Consider the following 18,613-nt stretch of genomic DNA (forward strand, 5'->3'; position numbering starts at 1 on the left):
CGTGTCTCCGATACCCGATCGGAGACACGGCCGCGTCCGGCTATGCTCGGGGAGGCAACATCGCCTGGGCCCTTAGCTCAATTGGCAGAGCAGTGGACTTTTAATCCATTGGTTGTGGGTTCGAGTCCCACAGGGCCTACCGGCGGCGAGGCGGGGGACACCCCCTTCCGGCCTGTGACGCGGCGCCCGGGTCGACTTCGGTCGGCCCGGGCGCCGCTTCCGTTTCCGGGCCGGTGCGTGAGCGCGGGTGCCGTGCCGTTGTCGGCCCGGCGGTGGCGGGTCGGTCGGTCAGTGGTCGGAGTAGCTGAAGTCCCCGATGGTCCAGGCGCTGACGTCCTCGATCGCCACGCGGTACATCCCGCCCGTCTCGGGGATCCCCACCGTGCCCTGGAGGATCCGGGCGACATGGAAGTGCAGATGCGTCGGTGGCCCGTCCTTCTTCGCGGGGGTGTCGAAGACGGCGGAGAACTCTCCCAGGTGAGCGGAGTCCGTCAGCACCTCCGACACCCGCTGCCGCCAGGTGGCTTCGGGTGCCAGTCGACCGGTGATGACGGCACCACCGGTGACGACGGTCAGGGGCATCTGATTGCTCTGCTCGGACTCCACAAGGGCGGCGATGTCAACGATCAGCTCGTCAGGCTTCGGCATGAGATCGGATTCTATGCACCGACCCGTCCGGGACGGGCCCGCGGGATGGCGGTGCCGCGGTCGGCGCAGCGCCGGGGCGGACCGCGGTGCGATGCGCCGGGGGTCAGTAGGCGGCCAGGGAAATGGCGACGTAGTGCGAGGCGAAGGCCGCCACGGTCAGGGTGTGGAACACCTCGTGGAAGCCGAACCAGCGGGGTGAGGGGTCGGGACGGCGGAGGGCGTAGACCACCGCGCCCGCGCTGTAGAGGAGGCCGCCGGCCACCACCAGGGTGAGTACGGCCGCTCCGCCGGCGTGCAGGAAGTCGGGCAGGTAACTCACCGGCGCCCAGCCCAGGGCCAGGTAGCAGGGCGTGTACAGCCAGCGGGGAGCCGAGACCCACAGCACACGGAAGGCGATGCCGGCCAGCGCGCCCGCCCAGACGATCCACAGCAACAGGGCCCGCTGGTCCGACGGCACGAGGAGCACGGCCAGCGGGGTGCAGGTGCCGGCGATGATCAGGAAGATGTTGGCGTGGTCGAGGCGGCGCAGAACGGCCTCGCCCAGCGGCCCCCAGGTGCCCAGGTGGTAGACGGCGCTCGTCCCGAACAGCAGCCAGGCGGTCACGGCGTACACGGCGCAGGCCAGGGTCGCCTGGGGTGTCCTGGCCAGGCAGATCAGGACGATGCCGGCGCTCAGTGAGGCGGGGACCATCGCGGCGTGGAGCCAGCCACGCAGCTTCGGCTTGATCGGTTCGACCAGGTCGGCCGCCCGCTCGACCAGGTCGGTGACGGGGTGCGGGTTCTCCCGGGCATCGCTTGCGCCGTCGGGGTCGTGGCGGGACACGACTTCCCGTCCTGTCCCGGACCGCTGGGCATCATCGGCAACCATTCGATCATGCTAGAAGCCCGCAGGGCCCCGGTGCCCTGCGCCTGCGGATCCTTCGAGCCCGAACGAGCGGCGGGCGCTCCGCGGCCGGGCCGGGAGTACGGTGGCGGTACCGAGCGCACCTCGCACGCCGTCATCCGTTTCGGCGTCGCCCTCGGGGAACGGCAATGCCGGAGCACATCGTGTCCGGTCGGAAATGAGCCGCCCCACATGAGCCTGATGAGTCTCGGAGTACTCGCCTCCTCCCGCAAGGAGAACGAGTTCCGCCTTCCGTTGCACCCCCGCCACCTCGACCGGATCGCCCCGGACGTACGCGAGCGGATCTTCCTCGAACAGGGCTACGGCGAACGCTTCGGCATCGCCGACGACGCGCTGCGACCACTCGTGGCCGGCCTGCGCTCCCGCGAGCGGCTCATCGCCGAGTGCGACATCGCGCTGCTGCCCAAACCGATGCACGACGACGTCGCCGAGCTGCGCGAGGGCCAGGTCCTGTGGGGCTGGCCGCACTGTGTGCAGGACGAGAAGATGACCCAGATCGGCATCGACCGACGGCTGACCCTGATCGCCTGGGAGGCCATGAACCACTGGACCTCCACGGGCGCCTTCAGCGTCCATGTGTTCCACAAGAACAACGAGCTCGCCGGCTACTGCTCGGTGCTGCACGCCCTCCAGCTCGGCGGGCTGACCGGCCACTACGGCCGCCGCCTGCGCGCGGTGGTCATCAGCTTCGGCGCCACGGCGCGCGGAGCGGTCACCGGCCTGGGCGCCATGGGGGTCACGGACGTCACGGTGCTCACCCAGCGCGCCGCCGCGGCGGTGGCCTCGCCGATGCCCTCGGTCGTGATGGCCCACTTCGAGGAGCAGGAGGACGACCCGTCGCGCCTGCGGGCCGTCACCGCGGCCGGTTCCATGCCGCTGGCGGAGTACCTGGCCGGGTTCGACGTCATCGTCAACTGCGTCCTCCAGGACACCGACGCGCCGCTCATGTTCGTCACCGACGAGGAACTCGCCCTGTTCCGGCCGGGCACCTTCTTCGTCGACGTCGCCTGCGACGAGGGCATGGGCTTCGAATGGGCCCGTCCGACGACCTTCGGCGAGCCCATGCCCACGGTGGGGCCGGGGTGCCACTACTACGCGGTGGATCACAGCCCGTCCCACCTGTGGAACTCCGCCACCTGGGAGATCAGCGAGGCGCTCCTTCCCTACCTGCGCAAGGTCATGAGCGGTCCCACGGCATGGGACGCCGACCCCACGGTCCGCAAGGCCGTCGAGATCCGCGACGGGGTCGTCCAGAACCCGAAGATCCTCTCCTTCCAGCACCGGTCGGCCGCCTATCCGCACGCTCCCGAGGTCCAGGCGGCTCCGCCGGGCTCCTAGGCATCGGTGAACATGTCGATGTTCATTCGAACATTGACATGGTAGAAATGGTGTCATGGATGTCGCAGACCGTCTCGACCTGACCCTTCGCCTCGTGCAGGGGCACGGCCAGGACCAAGGGCAGGGGCAGGGGCAGGCGCAGGGGCGGGTCTCCGTCGCCGAGCTCGCTCAGCGGCTCGGGGTCTCGGAGATGACCGTGCGCCGGGACCTGGACGTGCTGGAGCGGCAGGGGCTGGTACGGCGGGTGCACGGCGGGGCCGTCGCCGGCCGGCCGCGCGAGGAGGGCGGCGGCTTCGAGGCCCGGCAGGCGTGGCAGGCGGCGACGAAGGACCGGCTCGGCGCCGCCGTCGCCGGACTCGTCGAGCCGGGTTCACGGGTGCTGCTGGACGCCGGGACCACGACCGTGCACGTGGCGGAACACCTCGCCGCGCGGGGCCCGTTGACCGTGGCCGTGCTCAGTCTCCAGGCGGCGCTGCGGCTGGCCGACCGGCCCGGCATCGACCTGCTGGTCGTCGGCGGCCGGTCCCGCCCGGGTGAGCGGTCCCTCGTGGGGCCGCTGGCCCTGCGCACCCTCGAGGCCCTGGCCTTCGACGTCTTCGTGATGTCGATCGGCGGGGTGCACGCCGTGCACGGCTGGTCGGAGTTCTCGCTCGAGGACGCGGCCGTCAAGCAGGTGGGGCTCGGCCAGGCCGCCCGTACGGTCGCCGTCGCCGACGCGACCAAGCTGGGTGTGCGGGCGTTCAGCCAGGTCGCCCCGCTCGACGCCGTGCGGTCCTTCGTCACCGACGCCGCCGCGGCGGACCCCGCCACCCATCCCGGCGGCCCGCAGACCCTGGACGCCCTGCGTGAGGCGGGCGTCGAGACCCGGCTGGCCTGAACCCGCTCCAGGAGACCCCGTGAAACCGCTGATGATCCTGGTCGCCGGCCCGTACCGTTCGGGCACCGGCGACGACCCCGCGAAGCTCGCGGCCCATGTGAGGGACATGAACGAGGTCGCCCTCGTCCTGTTCCGCGCCGGGCATCTGCCCGTCACCGGCGAGGCGCTCGCGCTGCCCCTGCTGGAGGCGGCGGGCGGCGCCGCCCCCGGCGACTCGCTCTTCGACGAGCTCTTCCACCCCGTCGCCGAACGCCTGCTGGAGCGCTGCGACGCGGTGCTGCGCATCGGCGGTCCGTCGCAGGGCGCGGACCGGATGACCGAGCAGGCCCGTGCCCAGGGCAAGCCCGTCTACGCCGATCTCGGCGCCGTCCCCGACGCCGCTGCCCCCCTCCTCGAAGGCCGCCGATGACCGAGCACGTCGCCCCCTCGCCCGCCCCCGCGTCCGGCTCCCACGACGCGCATCCCCACGACGCCGCGTCCCGCCCCGCGCCGGGCACCCCCGGCATCGACGTCCCCGACCCCCGCGGCCGCACCGGACTCGACCGCCACGGACGCGACCTCACCGGCAACGACCGGGTCCGCGTCCTCGACGTCGAGGTCCTCGCCTGCGACTGGTCCGTCCTGCGCCGCACCACCTTCGACTACCGGCACAGCGACGGCCACTGGAGCCGCGAACTGCGCGAGACGTACGACCGGGGCGACGGCGCCACGATCCTGCTCTACGACCCCGACCGCCGTACCGTCCTGCTCACCCGGCAGTTCCGGCTGCCCGCGTACGTCAACGGACACCCGGACGGCATGCTGCTGGAGGCCGCCGCCGGACTCCTGGACGGCGACGACCCGCGCGAGGCGATCCGCCGCGAGGCGGCCGAGGAGACCGGCCGGGCGGTGCACGACGTCGAGCATGTCTTCGACGCGTTCATGAGCCCCGGTTCGGTCACCGAGCGCCTCAGCTTCTTCGCCGCGCCCTACGACGCCTCCGCCCCCGGCGCCGACACGGCGGGCGTGGCGGCCGAGGGCGAGGACATCGCCGTCGTCGAACTCCCCTTCGCCGAGGCCCTCGACCTCGTCCGCACCGGCGCGATCGCGGACGCGAAGACCATCATGCTGCTCCAGTGGGCCGCGCTGGACGGCCCGTTCGGGCCGCCGGCGGTCAGCCCACGTTGAGCCCGGTGAGGTCGGCCAGCGGCAGCGTGTGCTGGGTCTGGAGGACCTTCGCGCGCAGGTATCGGACGTTGTGCGGGGTCGTGAAGACGCCGGTCGGGACCCGGTCCTGCACCTCGATGCCCAGGGCGCGCAACTGGCCCGCCTTGTCGGGGTTGTTGGACAGCAGGTCCAGGCTCGTGATGCCCAGGGCGCGCAGCATCTGGGCGGCCGCCGTGTAGTCCCGGTCGTCCTCGGGCAGGCCGAGCGCGGCGTTCGCCTCGTAGGTGTCCAGGCCCTGGTCCTGGAGGGCGTAGGCGTCGAGCTTGTTGTAGAGGCCGATGCCGCGGCCCTCCTGCCGCAGGTAGAGCAGGACGCCGCCGGTCCCGGCTATGCGCTCGACCGCCTCGCGCAGTTGCGGCCCGCAGTCGCAGCGGGCGGAGCCGAAGACATCACCGGTCAGGCACTCGGAGTGCAGCCGGACCAGGGGGGTGGCGCCGGGCGCCGGCTCGCCGAGGACGACGGCGACGTGCTCCTGGCCGTCGACGAGGCCGTGGAAGGTGACCAGTTCGGCGTCGACGGAGTAGCCGTCGGGGAAGCGCAGCGGTACCCGGACGCGGGCGCGCGGGGTGGCGGCGGGGGTGTCGGGCATGCGGTCTCCCGGGTCCGGAGGACGGTGGCAAGGCGGCGCTGGGCCGTCTTGTGCTTCAGATTTGAAGCAGATCCAACGAGTCGAGACCCTACCTCATGCTTTAAATTTGAAGCAACTGGTTTGTGGCGCCCCTCACGAGGCCGCGGCCGGGCGGTCGCGGTCGGGCGGTCGCGGTTGCAGGGCCGTGGTCACGGGGCCGTGGTCACAGGGCCGCGATCGCGGTCCGCGGTCACGGGGTTCCGGAGCAGGGTGACGAGCGGCGGCGCCACGGGAGGTCCTCCGGTGCCGTCTCGCCGCCGTCCTTCTCCTGGAACCCGCGTGCGACCTGCGTGAAGATCTCCTCCAGCTGCCCCACCTGCTCGGCGGTGAGCCGGTCGAACAGGGCCGTGCGGACCGTCTCGACATGGCCGGGCGCCACGTCCTCCAGCACCGCCATGCCCTCGTCGGTCAGGACGGCGACGCTGCCGCGCTTGTCCCACTGGCAGTCCTCGCGCCGCAGCAGCCCGTCCTTCTCCAGCCGGGAGACCGCGTAGGTCAGCCGGCTGCGGGTGATCTTCAGCCGCTCCGCGAGGTCGGTCATCCGCAGCCGCCGTTCCGGGATGTCGGAGAGGTTGGCGAGGATGGAGTAGTACAGGTGGGGCATGCCGGCCTCCTGCTGGAGCTGCCGGTCGATCGCGTCCTCGAGGAGGAGGTAGCCGGCAACGTACGCGCGCCAGGCGCGTTGCTCCTCGGGGGTGAGCCAGCGAGTCGTCATGCTCCCAGTGTAAGTTTGTTTCAAACTTGAACCAAGCCCTGCCCGTCATCCCAGGGAGAGCCGCGCCGATGCCGTACCCGTACGTCCTGCTGTCCGCCGCCGTCTCCCTCGACGGCTATCTGGACGACACCACGCCCGAGCGCCTGCTCCTCTCCAGCCGCGCCGACTTCGACCGCGTCGACGAGGTGCGGGCCTCCGTCGACGCCATCCTCATCGGCGCCGGCACGATCCGCGCCGACAACCCCCGGCTCCTCGTGAACTCCCCCGAGCGCCGTGCCGCCCGGGTGGCCGCCGGACTGCCGCCGTACCCCCTCAAGGTCACCGTCAGCGGCTCCGGCGACCTCGACCCGGCGGCGAACTTCTGGCACACGGGCGGCGAGAAGGTCGTGTACACGACGGAGAAGGGCGCCGAGCGGGTCCACGCGCTGGGCATCGCCGCGGACGCCGTCCCGCTCGGCCCCGAGCTGGACTGGCGCCGCCTCCTCGAACACCTCCACGACGTGCGCGGCGTACGGCGCCTCATGGTCGAGGGCGGCGGAACGATCCACACCCAGCTGCTCCGGCAGGGCCTCGCCGACGAACTCCAGCTCGTCCTCGCCCCGCTCTTCGTGGGCGACCCGGCCGCGCCCCGCCTGTTCGGGCCGGGCGGCTACCAGGGCGGACGCCTGCGCCTGGTGGAGACCCGGCGCATCGAGGACGTCGTCCTGAACCGCTACGAGCCCACCGCCCCCGGCGCCGGACCGCTGCCCGCCGCGGCCGACCGGCACTGGCTGGCCCTCGCCTGCGCCCTCGCCGCCGACTGCCCGCCGTCGAAGACCGCCTTCAGCGTCGGCGCGGTGATCGTGGCCGCCGACGGCACGGAGCTGGCGCGCGGCCACTCCCGCGAGGCCGGCGACCCGGTCGTGCACGCCGAGGAGGCCGCCCTCGCGAAGCTCGACCCGGCCGACCCCCGGCTGCCCACCGCCACCGTCTACAGCAGTCTCGAACCGTGCGCCCGCCGCTCCTCCCGCCCGGCCCCCTGCGCCCGCCTGATCCTCGACGCGGGGGTGCGCAGGGTGGTCACGGCCTGGCGCGAGCCGGACACCTTCGTCACGGAGGCGGACGGAACCGGCCTGCTGACGGCCCAGGGCGTCGACGTCCTCGTGCTCCCGGAGTACGAGGAGCGGGCGAAGGAGCCGAACCGCCACCTCCTCTGAGGCCGCTGGGGCCCCGTGGATCAAGCGATGTGCTTTCTGTCCCTCTGATGCCGTACAGTTGTGTTCATCGCCGCGGGGTGGAGCAGCTCGGTAGCTCGCTGGGCTCATAACCCAGAGGTCGCAGGTTCAAATCCTGTCCCCGCTACTGATGAACCGAAGGCCGGAATCCGAAAGGGTTCCGGCCTTCGGTGTTTTCGTCGACGGCTTCGACCGTTTCCCTCACTCTTGGTGACCGGTCGACCGCCCTGCGCATAACGACTGAGTCACCATCAAGAATCCCATGACTGATGAAGCGTTTCCGGGGCATGTCGAGGCGTGGTCAACTCGCCCGTTTTTCACCGCTGGTAGCCCAAAAGTCCAGGCCGGAAATGTTGTTGATCAAGAGGAACGGCTTGGAAACCCACCCCCGGGTCTATTAACGTTCGATAACGCAGCGCGGTCGTCCCAGCCGGCACCAGAGTCGGCTCCGTGCGGCACGTGCCGAATCCCGCAAGGGAACCGGGGAACCACCACCATGGGGTGAATCACGCGGAAGCCGTCGTGAACTCGCAGAGTCCACGACACGTATACGCGCGTAGGAGACCTTCCCGCTCCGAACCCGTCAGCTAACCCGGTAGGCGACGGAAGGAAAGGAGTGCGCCCGCGTGGCGTCCAACCCGCCTGCCCCCGAGGCCCCTTACGCGCCCAGCCAGCGGTCCACCGAGACCTTCGGCTACGGCGGCTACCGCACCGACGAGGGACCTTGGGAGGAGTGGAACCCCACCGCGGAGTCCACTCGCCCGGTACGCGGCAAGCACCGCGTCGCCAAGCAGCGCGGCGGCGGATTCGCCCGCAGCTCCACCGTTCTCGGCGTCGGCGTCATAGCCGCCGTCAGCGCGGGTGGCATGGCCAGCGCCAACACCGGCAAGGCCCCGGTCTCCATCTCGATGCCGGACCTGCCCAACGTGGGCTCGCTCATCTCCGACGACGAGCCCGCCCCGGAAGCCGCGCCGGCCCTCGCCAGCTTCGGCTCCGAAGCCGCCGTGGACACCGAGGAGAGCGCCGCCGACGCCGGCGAGGCGCTGCGCAGCCGGATCATGGCGCAGGCCGAGTCGCAGCAGTCCCAGGTCGAGGTCAAGGCCCTCGCCGCAGCGGCCAAGGCCGAGTCCGACGCCGCCGCCAAGGCCGAGAAGGAGGCGGAGGCCAAGGCCGCCGCCGCGAAGAAGAAGGCCGCCGAGGAGGCAGCCGCGAAGGCCGAGGCCGCGCGCCTGGCCGAGCTGGCCAAGCAGTACACGCTGCCGACCTCCTCGTACACCATCACCTCGACCTTCGGTCAGGCCGGTTCGCTCTGGTCCTCCGGCTACCACACGGGTCTCGACTTCGCCGCGCCGACGGGCACGCTCATCAAGGCCGTCCACAGCGGCACCATCACCGAGGCCGGCTGGGCCGGTTCCTACGGCTACCGCACCATCCTGACCCTGGACGACGGCACCGAGCTGTGGTTCTGCCACCAGTCGTCGATCAGTGTCAGTGTCGGCCAGAAGGTCGCCACCGGTGATGTGATCGGCCGGGTGGGCGCGACCGGGAACGTCACCGGGGCCCACCTCCACCTCGAGGTCCACCCGGGCGGCAGCGCCGAAGGCATCGACCCGGCGGCCTGGCTGCGCGACAAGGGCCTCAACCCCTGAGTCGTCCCTCCGGGGACCCCGAGCCGTCCCGCCAGGACCCCTGAGCCGTTCCCTCGGACCTCCGGGTGCCTGAGCGGGTTCGTCCGGTCACCCCTGATCCACCCGCCAGCCTTGACGCCCTCCGCGTCGGGGCTGCCGGTCTTTGCCGGTCACAGGTACCGGCCACAGGGCCGGTCATACGTGCTGTTCACATGTTCTTCGCGTCACGCCCGGAATGGGCGGGCCGGTGCCGCCCGTTGACACGAAGCATGACTTCACTTCGCAAGCTCGGCTCCTCCGACCTCGAGGTCTTCCCGCTCTCCCTCGGCGGCAACGTCTTCGGCTGGACCGCCGACGAGACGGCCTCCTTCGCCGTACTCGACGCCTACGCGGCCGCGGGCGGCAACTTCATCGACACCGCCGACTCCTACACGGCGTGGATCGAGGGCAACAGCGGTGGTGAGTCCGAGACCATCATCGGCAGGTGGGTGCAGGCCCGGGGCAACCGCGACGACGTCGTGATCGCCACCAAGGTGAGTCAGCACCCCGAGTTCCCCGGCCTGTCCGCCGACAACATCAAGGCCGCCGCCGACGCTTCGCTCCGCCGTCTGGGCACCGACCACATCGACCTCTACTACACGCACTTCGACAAGCCCGAGGTGCCCGTCGAGGAGATCGTAGGCGCGCTCGACGAGCTGGTGCGGGCGGGCAAGGTACGGCACATCGCCGCCTCCAACATCACGCCCGAGCGCCTCCAGGAGTCCCTGGAGTTCTCCGACCGTGAGGGCCTGGCCCGGTACGTCGCCCTCCAGCCCCACTACAACCTGGTCTCCCGCGACACCTACGAGGGCGGACTCCAGGACCTCGCCGCCCGCTTCGGCATCGCCGCCGTCCCGTACTTCGCCCTGGCCGCCGGCTTCCTCACCGGCAAGTACCGGCCCGGTACGACCGTGCAGAGCGCCCGCGCGGCCGGCGCCGCCAAGCACCTCGACACGGAGCGGGGCCGCAACGTCCTCACCGCCCTGGACGAGATCGCCCAGGCCCACGGCACCGAGATCCCCACGGTCGCCCTTGCGTGGCTCGCCGCGCAGCCCACGGTGGCCGCGCCGATCGCCTCCGCGCGGACGGTCGAGCAGCTGCCGGCGCTGCTGGGGGTGGCGCAGCTGGAACTGACGGCGCAGGAGATCACCCGGCTGACCGGCGCCTCGGCCTGATGACCTGACGCGGGCCTCGACCCTGCCTGCGCCGGGCCTCGACCCTGCCTGCGCCGGGCCTCGGCCCGGCCTACCGGTGCGAGTGGGGAGCGGGATACGGTCCCGCCGGATACCCGGGTCCGGGTCCGGGGATGTGTCCGGGTCCGTGGACGTGTGCCGAGGGGTACCCGTACCCGTACCCGTACCCGTTCCCGTACCCGTTCCCGTACCCGTTCCCGTACCCGTACCCGTACCCGTACCCGTTCCCGTACGTCGGCGCCGTCGGACTGCCGTACACAGGCGCGGTCGGATGGCCGAATCCGGCGCTGTGACCCTGGCCGTGGGCCGGACCCTGGCCGTACCCGTACACCCCTTGGACCGGCCAGGGCGGCGGGGCCACCCGTACCGGCGGGGCCGTCATCCGGGCCGCGTGGTCCAGCGCGGGCCGGGCGACGTCCGTCCGCCGCCACAGTTCGTTGAGCAACTCCCGCTCCCGTACGAGGAAGTCCGCGCCGGCCCGCCCCCGTCGGCCGCGGTGCCGCAGGAACGCGAGGGACGTCGCGTACGCCTCGTACCGCGCGACCTCCCGCGCGGCCGGTTTGCCGAGGTGACGGCCGGCGTACTCCCGGGCCAGTCGCCGGGCCCGCATCGAGCCGAGCGCGAACGGCTCGGCCGGGGTGAGCCAGCCGGCGGCCGCGTAGGCGGGCAGTTCCTCGCGCACGGTGCGCAGCTCGCGTTGCCGCGTCCACACCACCAGCCAGGTCAGCAGCCCGAACGCGGGCACCATGATCGCCGCGTACACCGCGAAGAACCCGAACTCGCCGAACGACGAGGAGCCGTTCCACAGGGCGTGCATGCCCATCGCGAGGAGCAGCCCGCCCAGCGGGACCAGCACGCGCCGCAGGTGCTGGCGGTCCCCGGAGAGCGCGGCGACGCCGAAGCCGATGCCGGTCAGGACGGTGAACAGGGGGTGCGCGAACGGCGACATGATGACGCGGACGAAGAAGGTCGCGGCGGTGACCGAGGCGATGCCGGTGTCGCCCGTGAGCTGGTCGGTGCCGAAGGCGGTGCCTAGGTAGAGGATGTTCTCGGTGAAGGCGAAGCCGGTGGCGGTGACCCCGGCTATGACCACGCCGTCGACGATCCCGGTGAAGTCCCGCCTGCGGAAGAGGAACACCAGCAGGACGGCGGCCGCTTTCGCGGACTCCTCGACGATCGGCGCTATGACGGTCGCCCCGAGGGTGTCCGCGCTGGACGGGTCGGCGGTCGCGGTGGCTATCCATCTGGTCGCGAAGCTGTTGGCGATGATGGCTATCAGTGCTGCCGCGCATGCGCCCCAGGCGAAGGCGAAGACCAGGTTCCGCCAGGGTCCCGGCTCGACCCGGTCCAGCCACCGGAAGGCGGCGACCAGCAGCGGCACGGGCAGCACGGCGAGCCCGAGCCCGACCAGGAACCCTTCCGTACCGGTCTGTTCGCGCACCAGCGCGAGGATCACCAGTCCGGACAGCGTGAGCAGGGTGATCAGCGCCCCGTACCGCGCCCACCTGTGTTGCCACCAGTGAGCGTGCCGGAGCACAGCGTCCTCGGGTGCGCCGCCGGGGTGCGGCGGACGGGGCGGAAACGGAGGACTGATGGCCACGGCATCGACCCTAACGAGGGAGAGGACTGTGGTGGAGGGGGAGGTCGGTCGGTGATCCCTTGGTCGGTCTCGTTGATCGGCCCCCTGGGCGGTCAGCGATCCCCGGGCCGGACGCGATGCTGTACGCGACGGAAGAGCAGATCGTTCACGACGTGACCCTTGTCCAGCCCCTGCCCCTCGAAACGGGTCAGCGGCCGGAACTCGGGCCGCGGCGCGAACCCGCCGTCGGCCTGGGTGTTCTCGAAGTCGGGGTGCGCGGTCAGCACCTCGAGCATCTGCTCGGCGTACGGCTCCCAGTCCGTGGCGCAGTGCACGGTCGCGCCCGGTTTCAGCCGGGTCGCGGCCAGGTCGAGGAACTCGGGCTGGATCAGGCGCCGCTTGTGGTGGCGCTTCTTCGGCCAGGGGTCGGGGAAGTAGACGCGCAGCCCGTCGAGCGAGTCCGCCGGCAGCATCTCGCGCAGCAGGATGATCGCGTCACCGTTGGCCACCCGGACGTTGGTCAGCCCGGTGCGGTCCGCGAGGTTGAGCAGATTTCCCTGGCCGGGCGTGTGCACGTCCACCGCGAGGATGCCGGCGTCCGGGTCGGCGGCCGCCATCTGCGCGGTCGCCTCACCCATGCCGAAGCCGATCTCCAGCACGACGGGACGGTCGTCCCCGAACAACTGGGCGAGGTCGACGGCGTGCCCGTCGATGTCGAGCCCCCACTTGGCCCACAGCCGCTGCAACGCGTCCGCCTGCCCGGCCGTCACCCGGCTGCGCCGGGGCTGGAAACTCCGGATCCGCCGCTCGAAGTGAGACCCGGCGGGATCGGCCTTGGGCCCGTCGGGGAACCTGGGTTCCCCCTTGGCCCGGGTGTGCCGAACGGACTCGCCCGGGTGGTGCTCGCCACCGGGAAAGGGCTGGGGGGCTTCGGGGGTGCTCACGGAATCAGACACAGTGGTGTCGATTTTACGGGTCGGCCCGCGGTGCCCGCGGCGGCCGGGAGCCCGGCACCGGACCGCCGCCTCCGTGAGCACGGCACCCCGCCGCTCACGCGTCGGTCAGCGCTCCCAGGGCCCGGCGGGCCACCTCCCGCCCGATCGGCAGGGCGGCGGTGGCCGCCGGCGAGGGCGCGTTCAGCACGTGGACCGTCCGTGGCCCCTCCCGTATCAGGAAGTCGTCCACCAGAGCGCCGTCCCGCAGCACCGCCTGCGCCCGCACCCCGGCCGCCGCCCGCACCAGGTCCCCCTCCTCCACGGCCGGCAGCAGCCGGCGCACCGCGTCCACGAACGCACCCTTCGACACCGAACGCCGCAGCTCCCCGACCCCGTACCGCCAGTGCTGCCGGCCCATCCGCCACACCCCGGGCCAGGCCGCCGTCGCCATCGCCTCGCGGGGCCGTACGACGCCCCAGCCGTACCCCTCCCGGGCCAGCGCCGGCACGGCATTGGGGCCGACGTGCACACCCCCGTCGATCCCCCTGGTCAGATGGACGCCGAGGAACGGGAACGCCGGATCGGGTACCGGGTACACCAGCCCGCGCACCAGCTCCGGCCGCGCCAGCTCGTAGTACTCGCCCCGGAACGGCACGATCCGCACCTCGGGCTCGTCCCCCGTCAGCCGGGCGACCTCGTCGCAGTACAGCCCGGCGCAGTTCACCAGCACCCGCCCCCGTACGACGTCCCCGCGCGCGGTGAGCACCGCCACCCCGCGCTCCGGCCGCCGGTCGATCCGCACGGCCCGCGCGCCGTACCGGATCTCCGCCCCGGAGGCCCGGCCCAGCTGCCGTGCGACGGCCGTGTAGTCGCAGATGCCGGTCGTCCGCACGCGTATGGCGGCGAGTCCCCGGACCTCGGGCTCGTACTCCGCGATCTGGGCGGCGCCCAGTTCCCGGACCGGAATGCCGTTCTCCCGGCCACGCTGGACCAGCGCGTGCAGCCGGGGCAGCTCGGCCCGGTCCGTCGCGACGATCAGTTTGCCGGTGACGGAGTGCGCGATGCCGTACTCCGCGCAGAACTTCGTCAGCTCGGCCGCGCCGCGTACCGCGTACCGCGCCTTCAGCGACCCCGGCCGGTAGTAGATCCCGCTGTGGACGACCCCGCTGTTGCGCCCCGTCTGGTGCCGGGCGACCCCGGGTTCCTTCTCCAGCACCGTCACCCGCGTACCCGGCGCGGCACGCGTGATCGCGTACGCCGTGGACAGCCCGACGATGCCCCCGCCGACCACGAGCACATCACAGTCGTAAGCGATCTTCGACACGCACACCACCTCCCGGCTTCGATAGTGCACTGCGCCACTGACAGTGCCTTCAAACCCGGGTCGGGCGTCATGCGGGTCCCGCGCCGCCCCGCGCCGGCCTACGCCGGAGTCATCAGCAGCGGCCGGGCCCGCTCGCGCAGTTCCACCACCCGGGGCTCGTCGCCGTAGGGCTCCAGCCGGTGCAGAAGATCCTTGACGTACTCGGTGGTGCGGGCGGAGGAGATGCGCCCGGCCACCTCGACGGCCCGCACCCCCTGCGCGCAGGCGGCGTCCAGGTTCCCCGACTCCAGTTCGGCGACCGCCGAGACGACGAGCCGCAGCCCGTGCGACCGGACGAACTCCTCCGTCGGCTGCGACAGCGCCTGCTCGGTGAACCTCCGCACCTGACGCGGCGCCTTGAGATCGCGGTAGCACTCGGCGGCGTCGGCGGCGAACCGGTCGTAGGAGTAGAAGCCCAGCCAGGACGGGTCGTGGTCGCCGTCCCGGGACCGCTCCAGCCAGCCCTCGGCGGCCTTGAGCGCCGCGCCGGCGGCATGCGCGTCCCCGGCGCGCGCGTGCGCGCGTGCCTCGACGAGCCGGAAGAAGCTCATCGTGCGGGCCGTGGCCAGCCCCCGGTTGCGCTCCAGGGCCGCCTGCGCGAGATCGACGCCCTCGTCGCCGAAGCCGCGGTAGGTGGCCTGGAGGGACATGGAGGCCAGCACATATCCCCCGAGGGGTACGTCGGCCGCCGCGCGGGCGAGCCGCAGCGCCTGGATGTAGTAGCGCTGCGCGGCCTCCTGCTGACCGGTGTCGAAGGCCATCCACCCCGCGAGCCGGGTCAGTTCGGCGCTCGCCCCGAACAGGGCCCGGCCGACCTCGTCGGAGTACGAGCCGAGCAGCAGCGGAGCCGCCTCCACCCGCAGGCACTCCGGCACCATGGACGAACGCCAGTCGCCGCCTCCGTACTTGGAGTCCCAGCGTCTGGCGTCCTCGGCGGCCTCCCGCAGCTTCTGCACATCGCTGTGGCCGACTTTGAGCGGTGCGCCGGACTCCTCCACGAGGTGTGCGTCGCGCGCCACCGAACTGTCGGCCGGGGTTATCAGCCACCGTGAGGCGGGCGTCGCGTACGCGCTTACTGCGAACGATCCGGCCAGCGACTGCCAGATGCCCCCGGAACCGGCCCGGCGGCCGGCGAGGTCGAGGCGGTAGAGCTCCGTGGCGGAGCGCACGGCCTGGTTGACGTCCCTGGGGAAGGCGAGGCCCACTTCGGGCGCGGGATCCGCGTCCGCCAGGCCGATCTCGTGGAGCGGCACCGGACGGCCGAGCTTCTGACCGATGGCGGCCGCGATGAGGTGGGGCGCGGCGCCCTGCGGCACCATGCCCTTCGACACCCAGCGCGCCACGGACGTCTTGTCGTAGCGAAGAGTCAACCCGCGTTGAGCGCCAAGATCGTTGACGCGTCGCGCGAGTCCTGCGTTGCTGATTCCCGCGAGGGCGAGAACGGCGCCGAGTTTTTCGTTCGGCCCGCGTTGCTCCCTGGACATTGCGCCACCCCTCGACACAGACGGCTGCCGCGCTGGCATAACCATGCGGCATTCGTAAACCCAGCGTAGTTCGCCGCATCCCAAGCGTTAAGGGGCATTCTTCCGGTTGGCGGGATTGTGGTCCGTACGAATCCCGGGGGGCCGGCACGGACCGTCGCGGCGTGCTCCCGCTGTGTGGCCGTGCGCCCGGCCGTGCGCTCTTCTTTGGCCATCACGGGAGCGGTTCCATGGGTCGTGCGTGGGTCGGCCCGCTGTACTGGATCCAGTGGGCTGGGGGACACCGCCGCCTTCATCCCCGCGGGCGGCGGAACGGTCCGGGAGACGGCGTCCGTCTCCCGGACCGGCGCGGGCCTTGCCGGGCACGCGTGTGTGTACGGAGCGTGTGCGAAGCCTGCGCGGGACGTTCTCGACGCGCGGCGCGCAACGGGGATTTGGCCGAAAATCGACCCTCTGTTCTGTGGGTGACAACGCCTCCCACCACGGAAATCGAGGGCGCGCAGGGCGTCTTGGGGGAGCGTACCGGGGGCGCATTCACGTCGCGGACGCCGGGGTGCGCAGCGACTCCCCCAGAGCCGCCGACGAGTTGACGCGGGCGCAGTCCCCGGATCGTGAGCGGCGCCGCCTCCTTCTGCAGCGCGTTCTTCGTGGCAGCATGGTGAACCGTTCGTACGGTGCACTCGGTTGTCCACAGCCTGTGGAGGCGTCCATGCGGTGGTTGGTGGGATGGAGCAGCACCGCCGCGGGCGCGCTGGGCGGATCCGTTGCTCACGGCGGCCGTGACGACGACGATGCGGCGTACGGAGGGCGGGTCGGCCACGACGGCGAGACCCTGCACCCGGTCGGCTCCCAACTCCTGTGGGGCGACCCCGATCCGCTGTGGGCCGTCGGCGACTGGCGCCCCGACGAGGTGCGGGTGGTGAAGGCCGACGCCCGGACCCGGGTCGCGGTCCTCGGCACCTGCGGCGCGACCGACGAACAGCTGCGCGTCGGACTGTTCGCCGCGCGCGGGGGGGCACTTCGGCATCTGACGGCCTGGCCGGGCAGCTACACGGCGATCGTCCAGGTAGGCCGGCGCATCACCGTCTGCGGCGATCTGGCGGGCGCGCGCCCGGTGTTCCACACTCCCTGGGCCGGTGGCACGGCGTACGCGACGGCCGCGCTGCCGCTGGCCGACCTCATCGAGGCCAACCTCGACTTCGGTCACCTGGCGGCGCTCCTCGCCGCCCCCGACGTACCGGCCGCCCTGCACGACTCCACCCCGTACGACGGCGTGCACCGCATTCCGCCGGGGCACGCGCTGATCCTTCGCGCCGGGGCCCGTGAGGTCGCCGGGTACGAGCAGGTCGCCTCGCTCGCCGTGGCGGCACCCCTCGCCGACCCGGAGAGCGCGGTCGGCGCCGTACGCGACGCGCTCATCGAGGCGGTACGCGCGCGTCTGGCCGCGCCCCGGCACGTCCCCGACATCGACCCCGGCCCCGTACCCGGCATGGGGCCCGCGGAACGGCGTGCCGCGCGCGGGATGCCCGTTCCGGGCATCGGCGCCGACCTCTCCGGCGGTCCGGCCTCCGGCACGCTGGCGCTCCTCGCGGCGGGTCTGCCCGGCATGCCGGGCACGCTGCTGGGACACGGCACGGGCGCGGGGGAGCGGCTGCTGGCCGTCACCTTCAACGACCTGGCCGTCGGCGGACGCGAGGCCGAGCTGGAACGGGCCGGCACCCTCGCGGCCAACCCGCGCCTGCACCACGTCGTGGTGGCCGGCGGCGAGGAGGCCCTGCCGTACGCCGACCTGGACGGCCCGCTGACCGACGAACCCGGCCCGAGCCTGGTCACGGCCGCCCGCCACCGGGCGCGCCTCGCGGCGGGCAGCGCGGACCACTTCACGGGCTACGGCGCCCGCCAGGTGCTGGACGCCCACCCGGCCCGCCTCGCGGACCTGTTGATGGACCGCAAACGCCGTCATCTGGTGCGCCCGGTGGCGGCGCTGACGAAGGCCGACGGCTCGGTGCTCGTCCCCGCGCGCGTGTACGGCGCGGCCCGCCGGCTGGCCCGTACGTCGTACCGCGCGGGCGTCGAGGGCCTGGCCGAACGCCTCATGCACCGCAGCTTCGGCTCCGACGACCCCTCAGGCGCCGTAGGGGCCTCCCTGGCGGCCCTCACCTGGGGTGGAGCGGGCCCTGCCGCGCGCTGGCTGACGGGGGAGGCGCTGGCTGAAGTATCGGTTCGCCTCCAGGGGGCCGCGCACCGCACCGGCGTGGGACCCGGCCAGCGTCCGGGCGACTACCGGGCCCGTGCGGCCCTCGCCCGGCACGCCATGGACCTGCGCGTCCTGGAACAGGCCGCAGAGATCCGCTCCCAGCGACTGCACGCGCCGTTCCTCGACAACCAGGTCGTCCGGGCGTGCCGCGCGCTCCCCGAGACCCTGCGCGTGCAACCGGGGGCGCGTGCCGCGATCCTGCGCACCGTCCTGAAGGACGCCGGCGTCACCGACCTCCCGCCCGGCTGGGGCGCCCCCTCCCAGGAGTCCGCCACCGCGGCGGCCCGGGCGGGCCTGCGCATGGCCATCGACCCCCTCCTCACCCTCTTCGAGGCGCCGCTCCTCGCGGAGGCGGGCCTGATCGAGGCGAGAGTGGTCCGCAAGGCCCTCAGGGCCGCCGCGGCGGGCGAACCCCTCCCCCTGGACGGCCTGGCCGACCTGGTCTCCCTGGAACTCTGGCTCCGCCGCCTGCTGTCCCGCAGGGGCACCTGCTGGACCGGCACACCGGCACGCGCGCGTGCCGTACCGGCGGGCATCGCGCCCCAGCGACGGGCGGTCTCCTCCGGAGGGTGACAGGCGCACCGCCCACAAACCCCGTGCCGCACGCC

General features: G+C 72.5%; 16 protein-coding genes, 2 tRNA genes and 1 riboswitch. Of the genes, 10 read left to right on the plus strand and 8 right to left on the minus strand.

Annotated elements, in window-relative coordinates:
- Positions 1-66: 66 nt before the first annotated feature.
- Positions 67-139 (plus strand) — tRNA-Lys (locus QQM72_RS24565).
- A gap of 149 nt (positions 140-288) precedes the next feature.
- On the opposite strand, the gene QQM72_RS24570 is transcribed toward QQM72_RS24565, so the two are convergent.
- Both QQM72_RS24570 and trhA read right to left on the minus strand, forming a co-directional pair.
- Complete coding sequence (locus QQM72_RS24570; RefSeq protein WP_020131259.1) at positions 289-648, minus strand: hypothetical protein; 360 nt, start codon at positions 646-648, stop codon at positions 289-291.
- 103 nt (positions 649-751) lie between these two features.
- Positions 752-1,471: a PAQR family membrane homeostasis protein TrhA gene (gene trhA / locus QQM72_RS24575; RefSeq protein WP_314223013.1), complete on the minus strand. Its 720-nt coding sequence runs from the start codon at positions 1,469-1,471 to the stop codon at positions 752-754.
- A gap of 252 nt (positions 1,472-1,723) precedes the next feature.
- Here trhA and QQM72_RS24580 point away from each other — a divergent pair, with 252 nt between their 5' ends.
- From QQM72_RS24580 to QQM72_RS24595, 4 genes are read left to right on the plus strand one after another with little or no spacing between them, the layout of a single operon-like run.
- The gene (locus tag QQM72_RS24580) at positions 1,724-2,890 is read left to right on the plus strand and encodes a N(5)-(carboxyethyl)ornithine synthase (RefSeq protein WP_314223014.1); all 1,167 of its coding nucleotides are present in this window, start codon (positions 1,724-1,726) and stop codon (positions 2,888-2,890) included.
- A 55-nt stretch (positions 2,891-2,945) separates the two neighbouring features.
- Positions 2,946-3,767, plus strand: a complete 822-nt coding sequence (locus QQM72_RS24585; RefSeq protein ID WP_314223015.1) for a DeoR/GlpR family DNA-binding transcription regulator — start codon at positions 2,946-2,948, stop codon at positions 3,765-3,767.
- Between the two features lie 31 nt (positions 3,768-3,798).
- A complete protein-coding gene (locus tag QQM72_RS24590) occupies positions 3,799-4,176 on the plus strand; it encodes a DUF4406 domain-containing protein (RefSeq protein WP_314223040.1) in 378 nt (125 codons plus the stop codon).
- On the plus strand, positions 4,173-4,934 hold the full coding sequence (locus QQM72_RS24595; protein ID WP_314223016.1) for an NUDIX domain-containing protein: 762 nt from the start codon (positions 4,173-4,175) through the stop codon (positions 4,932-4,934). The genes QQM72_RS24590 and QQM72_RS24595 overlap by 4 nt, the downstream gene beginning before the upstream one ends.
- Here QQM72_RS24595 and QQM72_RS24600 read toward each other — a convergent pair.
- A complete protein-coding gene (locus QQM72_RS24600) occupies positions 4,921-5,562 on the minus strand; it encodes a GTP cyclohydrolase II (protein WP_314223017.1) in 642 nt (213 codons plus the stop codon). The genes QQM72_RS24595 and QQM72_RS24600 overlap by 14 nt on opposite strands.
- 229 nt (positions 5,563-5,791) lie before the next feature.
- A complete protein-coding gene (locus QQM72_RS24605; protein WP_314223019.1) occupies positions 5,792-6,316 on the minus strand; it encodes a MarR family winged helix-turn-helix transcriptional regulator in 525 nt (174 codons plus the stop codon).
- Between the two features lie 68 nt (positions 6,317-6,384).
- Between QQM72_RS24605 and QQM72_RS24610 the strand changes: the two genes are divergently transcribed.
- The 4 genes from QQM72_RS24610 to QQM72_RS24625 all read left to right on the plus strand — a co-directional run bounded on the left by QQM72_RS24610 (position 6,385) and on the right by QQM72_RS24625 (position 10,372).
- Positions 6,385-7,512 (plus strand): dihydrofolate reductase family protein, encoded by a 1,128-nt coding sequence (locus QQM72_RS24610; protein WP_314223020.1) that lies wholly within the window; start codon positions 6,385-6,387, stop codon positions 7,510-7,512.
- A 71-nt stretch (positions 7,513-7,583) separates the two neighbouring features.
- A tRNA-Met gene (locus QQM72_RS24615) sits at positions 7,584-7,657 on the plus strand.
- 323 nt (positions 7,658-7,980) lie between these two features.
- Positions 7,981-8,147: riboswitch (cyclic di-AMP (ydaO/yuaA leader) on the plus strand.
- Positions 8,148-8,156: 9 nt separating this feature from the next.
- Entirely contained in the window at positions 8,157-9,179 is a 1,023-nt protein-coding gene (locus tag QQM72_RS24620; protein ID WP_314223021.1) for a M23 family metallopeptidase, read from the plus strand.
- 248 nt (positions 9,180-9,427) lie between these two features.
- Entirely contained in the window at positions 9,428-10,372 is a 945-nt protein-coding gene (locus QQM72_RS24625) for an aldo/keto reductase (RefSeq protein ID WP_314223022.1), read from the plus strand.
- A gap of 70 nt (positions 10,373-10,442) precedes the next feature.
- On the opposite strand, the gene QQM72_RS24630 is transcribed toward QQM72_RS24625, so the two are convergent.
- The 4 genes from QQM72_RS24630 to QQM72_RS24645 all read right to left on the minus strand — a co-directional run bounded on the left by QQM72_RS24630 (position 10,443) and on the right by QQM72_RS24645 (position 15,751).
- Entirely contained in the window at positions 10,443-11,990 is a 1,548-nt protein-coding gene (locus QQM72_RS24630) for a PrsW family glutamic-type intramembrane protease (RefSeq protein WP_399078466.1), read from the minus strand.
- Between the two features lie 92 nt (positions 11,991-12,082).
- The gene (gene trmB, locus QQM72_RS24635; protein WP_399078469.1) at positions 12,083-12,925 is read right to left on the minus strand and encodes a tRNA (guanosine(46)-N7)-methyltransferase TrmB; all 843 of its coding nucleotides are present in this window, start codon (positions 12,923-12,925) and stop codon (positions 12,083-12,085) included.
- Positions 12,926-13,019: 94 nt separating this feature from the next.
- Positions 13,020-14,237: an L-2-hydroxyglutarate oxidase gene (gene lhgO, locus QQM72_RS24640; RefSeq protein WP_314223042.1), complete on the minus strand. Its 1,218-nt coding sequence runs from the start codon at positions 14,235-14,237 to the stop codon at positions 13,020-13,022.
- Positions 14,238-14,326: 89 nt separating this feature from the next.
- Positions 14,327-15,751, minus strand: a complete 1,425-nt coding sequence (locus QQM72_RS24645) for a hypothetical protein (RefSeq protein ID WP_028807071.1) — start codon at positions 15,749-15,751, stop codon at positions 14,327-14,329.
- 706 nt (positions 15,752-16,457) lie between these two features.
- Here QQM72_RS24645 and QQM72_RS24650 point away from each other — a divergent pair.
- Positions 16,458-18,578: an asparagine synthase-related protein gene (locus QQM72_RS24650; protein WP_314223024.1), complete on the plus strand. Its 2,121-nt coding sequence runs from the start codon at positions 16,458-16,460 to the stop codon at positions 18,576-18,578.
- Positions 18,579-18,613: the final 35 nt, after the last annotated feature.

It is taken from the genome of Streptomyces zaehneri, assembly GCF_032248645.1.
GTDB classification, from domain to species: domain Bacteria; phylum Actinomycetota; class Actinomycetes; order Streptomycetales; family Streptomycetaceae; genus Streptomyces; species Streptomyces coriariae.